Here is a 13,272-nt window from a genome sequence, read left to right as displayed (position 1 = left end):
GGGAGGCTTGGGGCATGCAGAGGCACGACGAGGAGCAGGTCCCGCCGGAGCTCGACCCGTGGTTCGAGCGCTACGACGACGACCGCCCGCCGCGCACGATGGCGCGCCGGTTCCGCCCGTTCATCGTCGGCGCGGCAGCGGTGACGCTCGTCGCGATGGTGCTGCTGGTGACGCAGGCGCTCTGACTCGCTGAGCGCGGCCGCCCGACGCGGGCCGCGCTCGGTCAGCCCAGCTTCTCGATCGGCGCGATCTTGATGAGCAGCCGCTTGCGGCCCGCCGAGCCGAAGAGCACCTCCGCGATCCGCTTCGCGCCGGCGCCGGTGACGGCCTGCACGCGGCCTTCGCCGAAGTCCTTGTGGCGGATCCGATCCCCCGGCGCGAGCTCGAGCCCCGAGTTGTCGCGCACCTCGGTGATGGTGTTCGCGAACTGCTTGGGCGGGGCCTTGGGCAGCGCCTTGGGCTCGCGGAAGCCGGTCACGAACGACTCGCGCGGCTCGTCCCGCCAGCGACCGGCGAGGGCGCGCTGCGGCGACGGCCGCACGGTCGACGGCGGCGTGCGCCAGTCGACGAGCTCCGCGGGGATCTCCTCGAGGAACCGGCTCGGCACCGCCGGCGACACCTCGCCGAACTGCGCGCGCGTCATCGCGAGCGAGATGTGCAGCCGCTGCCGGGCCCGCGTGATGCCGACGTAGAAGAGCCGCCGCTCCTCGGCCGGACCGCCGGGCTCCTGCGCCGAGATGCGGTGCGGCAGCAGGTCCTCCTCGACGCCGGTGATGAAGACCGCCTCGAACTCGAGGCCCTTCGCGGTGTGCAGCGTCATGAGCGACACCTGGCCGCCCGAGTCGTCGAGCTCGTCGGCCGCGGCGACGAGCGCCGTCTCGGTGAGGAAGTCGATGAGGGTGCCGCCCGGGTTCTGGCGCCGGAACTCCCGCGTCACCGCGACGAGCTCCTCGACGTTCTCGAGCCGCGCCGCGTCCTGCGGGTCGAGCGACCGCCGCAGCTGGTCGGTGTAGCCCGACCGGCTCAGCAGGTCGCGCAGCAGCTCCCCGGGGTCCGCCTCGGGCTGCGACGACCAGTGGTCGAGCAGCGCGGCGAGGTCCTTGATGGCTGCGGCGACCTTCGGGCCGAGCGCGATCTCGTCGACGCGCCGCATCGCATCCCGCAGCGTGATCTCGTGCTCGTCGGCGAACGCCTGCAGGGCAGCCTCGGTCGCGGGCCCGATGCCGCGCTTCGGCACGTTCATGATGCGGCGCAGGCTGAGCGGATCGGCCGGGTTCGCCACCGTGATGAGGTACGCCATCGCGTCCTTGATCTCGGCGCGGTCGTAGAACTTCGTGCCGCCGATCACCTTGTAGGGGATCGCGGTGCGAATCAGCACCTCCTCGAGCGCTCGCGTCTGCGCGTTCGTGCGGTAGAACACGGCGATGTCGCTGTACGACATGCCGCCGGAGGTGAGCTCGACGATCTCGTCGGCGACGAACTGCGCCTCGTCGTAGCCCGAGTAGCCCGTGTAGCCGACGATCTTCTCGCCGTCGCCGGAGTCGGTCCAGAGCCGCTTGGCGCGGCGGTCGAAGTTGTTGCCGATCACGGCGTTCGCGGCCGAGAGGATGTTCTGCGTCGAGCGGTAGTTCTGCTCGAGCAGGATCGTGCGCGCGCCGGCGAAGTCGCGCTCGAAGTCGGTGATGTTGCGGATGTCGGCGCCCCGGAAGGCGTAGATCGACTGGTCGGAGTCTCCGACGACGGTGAGCGAGGCGCCCGGCAGGTCGGCGCGCAGGTCGGGCAGATCGGTGCGGGACACGGGCTGGGTGAGCTCGCGGATGAGCGCGTACTGCGCTGCGTTCGTGTCCTGGTACTCGTCGACGAGGATGTGCCGGAAGCGCTTGCGGTACTGCGCCGCCACGTGCGGGAAGGCGCGGAACAGGAACACGGTCTGCGAGATGAGGTCGTCGAAGTCGAACGCGTTCGCCCGCCGCAGCTCGCGGTCGTAGTCGCGCCACAGCTCGAGGAACGCGGCGTCGAGCGGGTTGTCGAGGTTGGCGGTCCGCGCCCACGAGTCGACGTCGTGCAGCTCGTTCTTCGCCATCGAGATCCGCGAGGAGACGCCGCCGGGCGTGAGGCCCTGGATGTCGGCGCCGCGCTCCTTGATGAGGCGCTTGATGAGCGCGCGCACGTCGCCCGAGTCGTAGATCGTGAACGACTGCTTGAAGCCAAACTCCTCGGCCTCGCGGCGCAGGATGCGCACGCACGCGGAGTGGAACGTGCGGATCCACATGCCCCGCGACTCCTCGCCGACGAGGCGGTCGACGCGCTCGCGCATCTCGGCGGCGGCCTTGTTCGTGAAGGTGATCGCGAGGATCTGGCTCGGCCACGCCTCGCGCGTCGCGAGCAGGCCGGCGATGCGGTGCGTGAGCACGCGCGTCTTGCCCGAGCCGGCACCGGCCACGATGAGCAGCGCCGGTCCGCGGTGCACGACCGCCTCGCGCTGCGGCGGGTTCAGCCCCTCGAGCAGCTCCTCCGGGATGGTGTCGCCGCGCGGTCCGATCGGCGACGGCCGCTGCACATCTCCGAAGCCCTCGTCGTTCAGCCCCCACAAGTCGCTCATCAGATCGATTCTACGAGCCACCGGTGACGCGGCCCGCCGGTCTGTCCCGCGGCGACGGCCCGGATGGCGCGCATCCGGGCCGTCGTCGCCGCGTCAGGCCCTGCGCCGCGCGACGAGCAGTCCGAGGCCGGCGAGCAGCAGGAGCGCCGCCGCCAGCGGGGCTCCCATCGGCGCCTCGGCGCCAGTGCGGGGCAGGCTGCCGCCGCTCGCGCCGGGGTCGGCGCTGCCGCTGCCGGCTCCGGGCGTCACCGGATCGCCGCCGCCCGAGCCCTCGCCGGGGCCACCGGGCACCTCGCCGCCGCCGTCGCCCGGCCCGGGCGTCTCGTCGACCACGCAGGCGCCGCCTGCGGCGACGCGCAGCGAGACGCCCTCGTGCGCCGAGTCGGAGATCCACGCGACCGTCGGCACGGCGGTCGGGTCGACCTCGCACCAGTCGATCGCCAGGCCCTCGTTCGTGTAGCCCGCGGGCATCGTGGTCGGGGCGGCGACGTCGCGCTGGGCGGTGAGCTGGCCGTCGACGAACGCGAGCTCGGAGCTCGCGCTGTTGCACAGGTCGTCGCAGAGCGCCCACAGCGCGTTGCCGCCGGCGCGCCAGTCGAGCGCCATCGTCACCTCGACCGCCGGACCGGGCGACGCGGTCTGCAGCACCGTGACCTCGCCCGACGCCTGGAGCACCACGAGGTACAGCAGGCCGGTCTGCTCGACCGAGATGGCGAAGACGCCGTCGAAGTGGTCGCCGTAGGCCGCCGGGTCGAACGCGTGCGCGCTGCCCGTCGACCGGTCGAGCACGCCCAGCCGCGTCGCGTCGGCGTCGGAGATCCACTCGATCGCCTCGATGCCGACGTTCGCGCCCAGCTCGGGCAGTGCGCCTGCGGTCGTGAGGTTCCACTCGTGGGTCGACGTGGTGGCGCCGTCGGCGCCGAGCTCGACGCGGAGCACCGACGGCCGGCTGACGCCCTTGGCGGCGTTGTCGCGCTCGGTGGAGAGGAAGATCGTCCCGTCGCCGGCGACCGTGAGCCCCTCGGCGTCGGGCGTGCCCGTGCCGTCGGGGTAGGCCGGCACCCACGACTGCGCGATCGCGAACTGCGTCGCACCGGTCTGCTCGAGCTCGAAGATCTCGGCGTTGTCGTTGTTCACGGCGAACAGCGTGCCGTCGGCCGCGTAGTCGAGGCCCGACATGTCGTCGCCCCACGTGCCCGGCGCGACGGCGGGCACGACGTCGTCCGCGAAGGGCCACGGCTCCGTCTCGACCTCGGGCTCCTCGGCGGTCTCGCAGGCGTTGACGAGCTCGAAGCTGCCGGCAGCGGTCAGCGAGAAGGCGCCCGTCGTGTCGGGGCAGCGACCGTAGGTCGTGGTCGCGTGCGCCGTCCAGGCGTAGGCGTCGACGACGGCGCCGCTCGCGTCGCGGACCGTGACGGTCTCCTCGCCGCCGAGGCCGAAGCTCGAGCCGTAGGCATCGCCGTCGGTGATGACGCCGAGGTAGCCGCCCGACTCGATCGTCGTGCCCTCGGGGAGCACGATCGGCTCGTGCGTCGGGTCGCCGTCGAGGATCGTCCAGCCGGAGACGTCGACGGTGCGGACCGTGTCGGTGTTCGCGAGCTCGATCCAGTCGCCGCGGCCGTCGCCGTTCGACTCGACCTCGTTGAGCACGACCGGCGAGGTGACCGCGCGGACGGCGTTCGCGGCACCGGGCGTCGGCGCGGTGTCGACGAAGTCCCCGCTGCCGTCGGGCAGGCGCCCCTCGGTGGTGGCGTGCTCGGTCCACGCGTAGCCGTCGACCAGGCCAGTGCCGTCCGCGGTGAAGAGGCGGATCTCGTCGGCCTTCCCGAGCCCGAAGCCGGCATCGGTGGCCGCGTCGCGCGTCTCGACGACCAGGAAGGCGCCCGGCGCCAGCACCGTGCCGGATGCGATGGGCAGCGCGCTCAGGTCGTCGTCGTCGCGCAGGATCCAGCCGCTCACGTCGACGGGCGCAGCACCGGTGTTCAGCAGCTCCACCCAGTCCGGACCCCCCGCCGCGTCGTCGCTCTGCACCTCGTTCACCACGACGGGCGACTCGACGGGCTCCACGACGACCGGCACGCGACCGACGTTGGGCGCGCCGGGCGTCGGATCGGTGTCGACAACGTCACCGGTGCCGTCGGGCAGTCGGCCCTCGGTGAACGCGTGGTCCGTCCACGAGACCTCGTCGACGAGCGTGACGCCGTCGGCGGCGTAGACGCGCGCCGCGTCGTCGGCGCCGAGGCCGAAGCCGCCCGCGACGTCCGTCTCGAGCACCGCGAAGCCGCCAGGACCGATCACGGTGCCGGTGGGCACGCGCAGCGTGCGGGCGTCGTCGCTGTCCTTGAGCAGCCACTCGGAGATGTCGACGGGCGTCGTGCCGACGTTCAGCAGCTCGATGAAGTCGGGCGCACCCGTCGCGCTGCTCGACTGCACCTCGTTGATGACGATGTCGGCGTCCGCCGCGTGCGCGGCCGGGGCGGTGAGGAGGGTGGCCGCGAGCGCCGCCGGGAGGGCGGCGGCGAGCAGCGCGGAACGGCGTCGGCGCATGAGGGATCCTTCGTCGGTGGGGGTTCCCAGCCAACGCCTCGCAAGCATCCGGCAGGTGCCGCCAGGGGAACGCGAGGTGAACGATCGATGGCGACTCGGCCGCGGCCGTCACCCGGTCGGGAGCCGCCGCCAGAGGTCGGGGTGGTCGACGAACACCGCCTCGAGCCCGAGCGCCGCCACCGTCGCCCACTCGGTCGTCCAGTCGCCCCACGCCGCGTCGTGCGTGCCGAGCCGGTGCTCCGGCTCGAGGAAGCGGTTCTCGGGCCGCAGGGTCCAGGCGAGCGTGCCGAGCCCTGCTGCCCTGGCGCGCTCCACCAGGTCGCTCGGTGCGAGCTGCCCGGTGCTGCGGTCGAACAGCGACGCCTTGTCGACGCTGATCGCGTCGACGCGACGGCCGAGCGCGGTGAGCCCGGCGCCGGTGCGCTGCTGCGCGTAGGACGGCGCCCGGTCGTCGCCGACCAGGTCGGCCGCCGTGCCGTCCTGCTCCATGAGGTAGACGATCCGAGCCTCGACGCCGCGCTCGCGCACCGCGTGCAGCACCGACTCCTCGAAGCTCTCGACCGTCAGCCGCCCGCTCGACGACCAGTGCGTGCCGACCACCGCATCCGCCAGCAGCGCGTCGAGCGGGAGTCCGATCGATGCGTGATGCGTCGCGTGCTTGAGCTCGGCGACGACGTCGAGCCCCGTCGCGTCGGCGATCGCGAGGAGGTCGGTGAACCGGAGGACGCCGTCCAGGCCGTCGCGACGCGCGCTGAGCGGGCGCAGCCCGGGCAGCCGCTCGCGGGCGCGGAGCGTCGCCACCTCGGCCCAGGTGAGGTCCTCGACGAACCAGCCCTCGACCTCGACGCCGTCGATCGTCTGCGTGCGACGCCGGCCGGCGAGGCCCGGCCGATCGGCGATGTCCGTCGTCCCACCGAGCTCGTTGTCGTGCCGCACCACGAGCACGCCGTCGCGGGTCGCGACGAGGTCGGGCTCGACGGCATCGGCGCCGAGCTCGGCGGCGAGGCGCACGGCCGTCGCGGTGTGCTCGGGCGCCCATCCCGAGGCGCCGCGGTGGCCGATGACGCGAGTGGCTGGCACCGCGCCAATCTAGTGGGATGCGCCCTGGGCGAATCGTCCCCGTGACACAGCAAATGCTGGGGGTCGCCGGATACGCTGATCGCGTCCGCCCACCGGGGCGGCCACCCGTTCTTCCCGACAGGAGCAGATCCCTTGGCAGGCAACCCGGCGTTCCGCAACTCGCCCGCGTTCACCGAGAACGCGCAGCGCGCCTCGCAGGCTGTCCCCGGCGGCCAGCAGGCACCCTACGGCCAGCAGCCGTACGGTCAGCAGCCGCAGCAGTTCGGCCAGCCGCAGTATGGGCAGGCCCCGTACGGGCAGGCACCGTATGGCCAGGCTCCCTACGGTCAGCAGCCGTACGGCCAGCCGGCCATCCCCACGCCGGAGCAGCTCGACCAGCAGTTCGGTCGCCCCGCTGCCGGACCGCTCGAGACCGAGCGCCTCACCTACGACGGCGTGATCATGAAGACGGCCGTCACGCTCGGCGTGACCGCGCTCGGCTTCATCGTCACGCTCGGCATGCTGTTCGTGTCCGGCACCTCGCCGGCCTTCTTCGTGCTCACCTACGGCGGTGCGCTCGTCGGCTTCGTGCTCGCGCTCGTCAACATCTTCAAGAAGGAGCCGAGCCCGGCGCTCGTGCTCGCCTACGCGGCAGCGCAGGGCCTCTTCCTCGGTGGCTTCTCGGGCATCCTCGAGTTCGGCCCGATGGGCCTCGACGGCATCATCTTCCAGGCGCTGCTCGCCACCGCGTGCGTGATCGGCGCGACGCTCGCCCTCTACGCGTTCCGGATCGTCCGCACGTCGCCGCGCATGAACAAGATCTTCTTCATCGCGATCATCGGCTACGGCGCCTTCTCGCTGATCAACTTCGTGCTCATGCTCACCGGCGTGAACCAGGACCCGTGGGGCATGCGCTCGATGGAGATCTTCGGCATCCCGCTCGGCGTGCTGCTCGGCGGCCTCGCCGTGCTGCTCGGCGCCTACTCCCTCGTCATGGACTTCGAGGGCATCGAGATGGGCGTCAAGCGCGGCGTGCACAAGAAGTACGGCTGGTCGGCCGCCTTCGGCCTCACGATGACGATCATCTGGCTCTACGTCGAGATCCTGCGCATCATCGCGATCCTGCGGGGCAACAATTAGCGCACCCCGCTGACGCACGACGAAGGCCCCGGCAGACGCCGGGGCCTTCGTCGTCCCCGACCTACTGGTCGCGGCTCGACAGCACGCAGAACTCGTTGCCGTCGATGTCGGCGAGCACGGTCCACGAGACGTCCGGCCCCTGCCCGACGTCGATGCGCCTGGCGCCGAGCGCCTCGAGCCGCGCGATCTCGGCGTCGCGGTCGTCGCCCGTGTGCGGCGCGAGGTCCATGTGGATGCGGTTCTTCGTCGCCTTCTCGTGGTCGACGAGCACGAACGTGAGCCCGGGCGGCACCTGCTCGAACGAGAGCTTCGGCGCCAGCTCCTGCGCCCACTTCGGGATGAGGACGACCTCGTCGTCGGCCTCGTAGATGATCTGCCAGTCGAGCGCGTCGCCCCACCAGCGGGCGAGCCGCCCGGGGTCGGTCGACTCGATCACGTTCGAATACCAGCGCAGCGCCATCGCGGCTCCTCCTGTCGGTTGCGCGCAAGGGTACGCCCCGCCGCCCCGCTGGGGCGACGGGGCGCTCGACCCTCGTCAGCTGGCGACGGGCTGGTCGTCGAGCGCGGGCTTGGCGGTGCCGACGGCCTTCGGCGGGCGGCGCGACCAGTAGGAGGCGAGCAGCGAGCCCGACACGTTGTGCCAGACGGAGAAGATCGCCGCGGGCAGCGCCGACTCGGGCGTGAAGTGGGTGCGCGCGAGGCCTGCCGCGAGGCCGGAGTTCTGCATGCCCACCTCGATCGCGACCGCGCGGCGGGCGCTCTCGTCGAGCCCGACCGCCTTCGCCGCCAGGAAGCCGAGCGCGTAGCCGACGCCGTTGTGCAGGATGACGACCAGCGCGACGAGCAGGCCGACCGAGAGGATCGTCGACGCGGAGCCGGCGACGACCGCGAGCACCACGAGCGTGATGCCGAGCACCGAGACGAGCGGCAGCCACGGCAGGATCGCCCGCACGACCTTCGGCAGCAGCATCCGCAGGAGGACGCCGACGACCACGGGGATCAGCACGATGAAGATGATCGACTGGAACAGGGCCCAGGCGTCGACCGGCAGGTAGGAGCCGGCGAGCCACAGCACGAGCAGCGGCGTGAGCACCGGCGCGATGAGCGTCGACGCGGTGGTCATCGCGACCGAGAGCGCCGTGTCGCCCTTCGCGAGGTAGACCATGACGTTCGACGCGGTGCCGCCCGGCGCGGAGCCGACCAGCACGACGCCGACGAGCAGCTCGGGCGGCAGCTGGAACGCGAGCGCGAGGCCGATGGCCGCGAGCGGCATGATGACGTACTGCGCCACGACGCCGACCGCGAACGCCTTCGGCTTCTTGGCGATGACGGCGAAGTCGACCGGCTGCAGGGTCAGGCCCATGCCGAGCATGATGACGCCGAGCAGCGTGCTGATCCACGGCCCGATCGGCAGGAACGCCTGCGGGACCACGATGGCGATCGCGGCCGCCGCGAGGACGACGAGCGGGAACCAGGTGCCGGCGACGCGGCCGATGCGCTCGCCGACGGATGTGCTGCTGGACATATCAGACCTCCTGTGGGGACCTCTCATCCCATCACACGAGGCATGCCGCCGACGCCTCGGACATGCGCGCCGCGGCTCAGCGCGCGGCCTGGTCGAGCGCCTCCTCGAGCGCGACCCACGCGAGCATCGCGCACTTCACGCGCATCGGGAACCTCGCGACGCCCGCGAACGCCACCGCGTCGCCGAGCAGCGCCTCGTCGGGCTCGACGCCGCCGCGCGAGCGCAGCAGCTCGCGCATCGCCTCGATCCGCTCGTGCGCCTCGGCCACGGTCAGACCGGGTGCCTGCTCGGCGAGCACCGAGGCCGATGCCTGCGAGATCGAGCAGCCCTGGCCCTCCCAGCCGAGCGCGTCGACCGCGTCGCCGTCGAGCCGCACGCGCAGCCGGATCTCGTCGCCGCACGTGGGGTTGCGCAGGAAGCGCTCGGCGTCGAACGGCTCGATCGAGCCCTCCCCCTCGCGCCGCTTCGCGTGCTCGAGGATGAGCTCCTGGTAGAGGCCGGCGAGCGGGTCGCGCGGCGCCTCGCCCGTCATCGCCCGGCCCCGAAGTAGGCACGTACGCCCGAGAGCGCGTCGAGGAAGAGGTCGACCTCCGCCTCGGTCGTGTAGAGGTAGGCGGACGCGCGGGTCGTGGCGGCGACGCCGAGGCGCCGGTGCAGCGGCTGCGCGCAGTGGTGGCCCACGCGCGCCGCGATCCCCTGGGCGTCGAGCACCTGGCCGACGTCGTGCGCGTGCACGCCGTCGACGATGACGCTCGCGAGCCCCGCGCGCTCGGCGCCGGGTTGCGGACCCACGAGCCGCACGCCCTCGATCGAGGCGGCGCCCGATGCGAGCCGCTCGCCGAGCGCGAGCTCGTGCGCCTCGATCGCCGCCATGCCGACGCCCTCGAGGTAGTCGACCGCTGCGGCGAGGCCGACGATCGCCGACACCGGCTGCGTGCCGGCCTCGAAGCGCTGCGGCGCGGGCAGGAACTCGCGCTCGGTCATCGTGACGGTCGTGATCATCGAGCCGCCCAGGCGCGCGGGCGGCAGCGCGGCACCGAGCGCCTCGGCGAGGTACAGCACGCCGATGCCGCCGGGGCCGAGCATCTTGTGGGCGCTGAACGCGGCCGCGTCGACGCCGAGCGCGTGCAGGTCGACCGGCCGGTGAGGCACCGACTGGCAGGCGTCGAGCACGACGAGGGCGCCGACCGCGTGCGCCGCGGCCACGATCTCGTCGACCGGCGCGATGAGCCCGGTGACGTTCGAGACGTGGGCGACCGCGACGACGCGCGTGCGCTCGGTGATCGCCGCGAGCGCCGACGCCGCCGTCCAGACGCCGTCGTCGTCGACCTCGATCCAGCGCAGCGTCGCGCCGGTCTCGTCGGCGAGGCGCTGCCACGGCAGCAGGTTGGCGTGGTGCTCCGCCTCGGTGACGAGGATCTCGTCGCCCTCCCGGATGCGGAGGGCGGGGTCGACCGCACCCGCTCGGTTGGCCTCGGCGAGCGACAGCGCGACGGTGTTGAGCGCATCCGTCGCGTTCATCGCCCAGGAGATCTCGGTGGGCCGGGCGCCGACGAAGCGCGCGATGCGATCGCGGGCGACCTCGTAGTCGTCGGTCGCGAGCGCGGCGAGCGTGTGCGCGCCGCGGTGCACGGCGGCGTTGCGCTGCGTGCGGAACGCCCACTCGGCGTCGAGCACCTGGCGCGGCTGCTGGCTCGTGGCGCCGGAGTCGAGGTAGACGAGCGGCACGCCCGCCGGCTGCTCTGCGAGGATCGGGAAGTCGGCGCGCAGCGCCAGCACGCGGTCGTCGGTCAGCCCTGTCGTCGCGATGCTCGTCACCCTTCCACGGTAGTCGCCCCCGCCCCACCGCTGCCTCCTGGCCGCAACGGGTGGTCACGGAGCCGCGCGGTCAGCGCGTCGCGGCCCGGGCGAGGAGGATGGCGCGCTCGCGCTCGTTCTGCGTGCGCTCCGCTGCCTGGGCGAAGGCGGCGCGCGCCTCGTCGTCGCGGCCGAGCCGCGAGAGCAGCTCCCCGCGCACCGACGGCAGCAGGTGGCCGATCGCGAGCGCCTTCTCCCCCGCGAGCCGGTCGACGATCGCGAGCGCCGCTCCGGGGCCGCCGGCCATCGAGACGGCGACCGCCTTGTTGAGCGTGACGACGGGCGACGGCGCGACCTGCTCGAGCCCGCCGTAGAGCGCGACGATCCGCGCCCAGTCGGTCGAGGCGACGTCGGCGGCGACCGCGTGGCACTCGGCGATGGCGGCCTGCAGCGCGTAGGGGCCGAGGCCGCGGCCGAAGCCCTCCGCGCGGGCGAGCGCCGCGCGGCCGCGCCGGATCGCGCCGCGGTCCCAGCGCCGGCGGTCCTGGTCGGCGAGCAGCACCGGCTCACCCTGTGCGTCGACGCGCGCCGGGAAGCGGGCGGCGGTGAGCTCGAGCAGCGCGAGGAGGCCGTGCACCTCGGGCTCGTCAGGCTGCAGGGCGGCGAGCGTGCGGACGAGCCGGATGGCCTCGCGCGCGAGGTCGGGACGCATCCAGTCGTCGCCCGCCGTCGCCGCGTGCCCCTCGGTGAAGATGACGTAGAGCACGCCGAGCACCGCGGCGAGGCGCTGCGCCCGCTCGCCGCGCGGCGGCGCCTCGAAGGGCACGTGCGCGTCGGCGAGCGCCTGCTTCGCGCGCACGATGCGCTGCTGCACCGTCGCGACGGGCACGAGGAACGCGCGCGCGATCTCGGCGGTCTCGAGGCCCGCGACCACGCGGAGCGTGAGCGCGACGCGGGCTTGCGGCGCGAGCAGCGGATGGCACGCGATGAAGACGAGCCGCAGCACGTCGTCGTCGATCTCGTCCGGGTCCCACGGCAGCGCATCCGCTGCCTCGTCCTGCTCGCGCTCGAGGTCGTGGGCGATCGCGGCCACCCGGTCGTCGAGCCGCTCCCGGCGACGCCAGTGGTCGATCGCCTTGCGCTTCGCGACCGCCGTGAGCCAGGCCGCGCCGTTGCGGGGCACGCCGCGCTCCGGCCACTGCGCGAGCGCGTCGGCGAGCGCCTCCTGCGCGAGGTCCTCGGCGAGCGCGAAGTCGCCGGTGTGGCGCGTGAGGGTCGCGACGATGCGGGCCGACTCGATGCGCCACACGGCGACGACGGCTCGCCGGGCGGAGTCCTCCGCCCGGCGAGCCGCCTCGTCCGCCACCACGGGGTCAGCCGGCGGCGCCGCCGGGAGCGGTCGCGGCGCGCTTCGCGGCCTCCTGCTCGCGCCAGCCCTCCTCCTTCTGGATCCACTCGTTGTCGGCGGGGAAGTCGTCGGCGCCCTGCACGCGGCGCACCTCGAGCTTCGAGCCGGGGCCGAGCGGGCAGCGCTGCGCCCACTCCGCGGCCTCCTCCTTGGAGGCGACGTCGAGGATCCAGAAGCCGTTGAAGAGCTCCCTCGTCTCGCCGTAGGGGCCGTCGGTGACGAGCGGCGGGTCGGCCGAGAAGTCGACGACGAAGCCCTCCGACGCGTCGGACAGGCCCTCGCCGGCGAGCAGCACGCCGGCCTCGACCATCGACTCGTTGTACTTCCCCATCGCCTCGATGACCTGCTCGAAGGGCATCTCCTTGTACGCCTCGACGGCCTCGTCGTTCGAGCGCATGATCAGCATGTACTGCACGGTGTGACTCCTTGCGTGTGTGGGTCGTCGATCGACCCTCTCACTCAAGGCGTCGAACGGGAACGGTCTGGATCGACATCTGCCGCAGATCGCTTCGGGCTCGCCGGCCAGGCGCCCGCGGCGATGTACCAGCCTGCGCCGATCGCGCTCGCTGCGACGATGCCCGAGGGCAGCGTGCCGAGCGACGACATCGCCGCCGAGAGCAGCAGCAGCAGGAGCGCGGTGATGAGCGCCACGAAGGCGACGCGGCGTGGCCTGCCGCGCGCGCGCATCCGCAGGCCGCTCGCGGCCAGCAGCCCGGCGACGAGGCTCGCGAGCGCCGAGAGCATCGCCCGCTCCGCCCACATCGCGACGCGGCTCGCGTCGAGGGCGACGCCGGATGCGTCGTGCGCGATCGCGTCGCCGAGCAGCAGCAGGCTCAGCACCACGGTCGGCAGCACGCCGATGAGCGCGATGGAGCCGAGCCACTCTGCGCGCAGCCGTGCGCGATCCCAGGTGGCGCGGATCAGCAGCGCGACGGCGCCGAGCGCGAGCGCGCCGAGCAGGGTGCCGCCGATCGCCGGCCACAGCAGCGCGGCCTGGTCGTCGCAGATCCAGTCGACGCCCGAGAGCCGGCAGCCGAAGCGCAGCCGCGCCTGCAGGAAGCTCGCCGGGGCGAGGCTCACCAGTGCGCTCGCGACGAACCCGATGACGAGCAGCCAGAGCGCCGCCGCGCGGGCGGAGCGCTCGCGCGACTGGCCAGGACCCATACCGCGACGCTACTCCCCCGCGCCCCGCCC

At 73.2% G+C, this 13,272-nt stretch carries 12 protein-coding genes; 2 read left to right on the top strand and 10 right to left on the bottom strand.

Translation table 11 applies throughout. The features are described 5' to 3' along the window. Positions 1 to 14: 14 nt before the first annotated feature. A complete protein-coding gene (locus EDD26_RS14675; protein WP_170165570.1) occupies positions 15 to 185 on the top strand; it encodes a hypothetical protein in 171 nt (56 codons plus the stop codon). Between the two features lie 38 nt (positions 186 to 223). Here the strand turns inward: EDD26_RS14675 and EDD26_RS07420 are convergent, their stop codons facing one another. From EDD26_RS07420 to EDD26_RS07410, 3 genes are all read right to left on the bottom strand, one after another. Next, entirely contained in the window at positions 224 to 2,602 is a 2,379-nt protein-coding gene (locus EDD26_RS07420; RefSeq protein WP_123697122.1) for an ATP-dependent helicase, read from the bottom strand. A gap of 93 nt (positions 2,603 to 2,695) precedes the next feature. Next, positions 2,696 to 5,149 carry a lamin tail domain-containing protein gene (locus tag EDD26_RS07415; RefSeq protein WP_170165569.1) on the bottom strand — a complete coding sequence of 818 codons (2,454 nt, stop codon included), beginning with the start codon at positions 5,147 to 5,149 and terminating at the stop codon, positions 2,696 to 2,698. 108 nt (positions 5,150 to 5,257) lie between these two features. After that, positions 5,258 to 6,229, bottom strand: a complete 972-nt coding sequence (locus tag EDD26_RS07410; protein WP_123697120.1) for a glycerophosphodiester phosphodiesterase family protein — start codon at positions 6,227 to 6,229, stop codon at positions 5,258 to 5,260. Between the two features lie 132 nt (positions 6,230 to 6,361). Between EDD26_RS07410 and EDD26_RS07405 the strand changes: the two genes are divergently transcribed. Next, a complete protein-coding gene (locus EDD26_RS07405) occupies positions 6,362 to 7,348 on the top strand; it encodes a Bax inhibitor-1/YccA family protein (protein ID WP_123697119.1) in 987 nt (328 codons plus the stop codon). A gap of 61 nt (positions 7,349 to 7,409) precedes the next feature. On the opposite strand, the gene EDD26_RS07400 is transcribed toward EDD26_RS07405, so the two are convergent. From EDD26_RS07400 to EDD26_RS07370, 7 genes are all read right to left on the bottom strand, one after another. Continuing rightward, a complete protein-coding gene (locus EDD26_RS07400) occupies positions 7,410 to 7,808 on the bottom strand; it encodes a VOC family protein (RefSeq protein ID WP_123697118.1) in 399 nt (132 codons plus the stop codon). Positions 7,809 to 7,883: 75 nt separating this feature from the next. Beyond that, a complete protein-coding gene (locus tag EDD26_RS07395; RefSeq protein WP_123697117.1) occupies positions 7,884 to 8,873 on the bottom strand; it encodes a bile acid:sodium symporter family protein in 990 nt (329 codons plus the stop codon). Positions 8,874 to 8,949: 76 nt separating this feature from the next. Then, the gene (gene sufU / locus EDD26_RS07390) at positions 8,950 to 9,405 is read right to left on the bottom strand and encodes a Fe-S cluster assembly sulfur transfer protein SufU (protein ID WP_123697116.1); all 456 of its coding nucleotides are present in this window, start codon (positions 9,403 to 9,405) and stop codon (positions 8,950 to 8,952) included. Next, a complete protein-coding gene (locus tag EDD26_RS07385) occupies positions 9,402 to 10,682 on the bottom strand; it encodes a SufS family cysteine desulfurase (RefSeq protein ID WP_123698494.1) in 1,281 nt (426 codons plus the stop codon). The genes sufU and EDD26_RS07385 overlap by 4 nt, the downstream gene beginning before the upstream one ends. Before the next feature lie 79 nt (positions 10,683 to 10,761). Then, positions 10,762 to 12,039 (bottom strand): RNA polymerase sigma factor, encoded by a 1,278-nt coding sequence (locus tag EDD26_RS07380; RefSeq protein WP_123697115.1) that lies wholly within the window; start codon positions 12,037 to 12,039, stop codon positions 10,762 to 10,764. Positions 12,040 to 12,043: 4 nt separating this feature from the next. Continuing rightward, on the bottom strand, positions 12,044 to 12,493 hold the full coding sequence (locus EDD26_RS07375) for a YciI family protein (RefSeq protein WP_123697114.1): 450 nt from the start codon (positions 12,491 to 12,493) through the stop codon (positions 12,044 to 12,046). Positions 12,494 to 12,537: 44 nt separating this feature from the next. Beyond that, complete coding sequence (locus EDD26_RS07370) at positions 12,538 to 13,242, bottom strand: hypothetical protein (RefSeq protein ID WP_123697113.1); 705 nt, start codon at positions 13,240 to 13,242, stop codon at positions 12,538 to 12,540. Between the last annotated feature and the right edge of the window lie 30 nt (positions 13,243 to 13,272).

Origin of the sequence: Agrococcus jenensis (assembly GCF_003752465.1) — a bacterium.
Lineage (GTDB): Bacteria > Actinomycetota > Actinomycetes > Actinomycetales > Microbacteriaceae > Agrococcus > Agrococcus jenensis.
The sequence above is the reverse complement of the archived record's forward strand: the minus strand, read 5'-3'. Positions and strand labels throughout refer to the sequence as shown.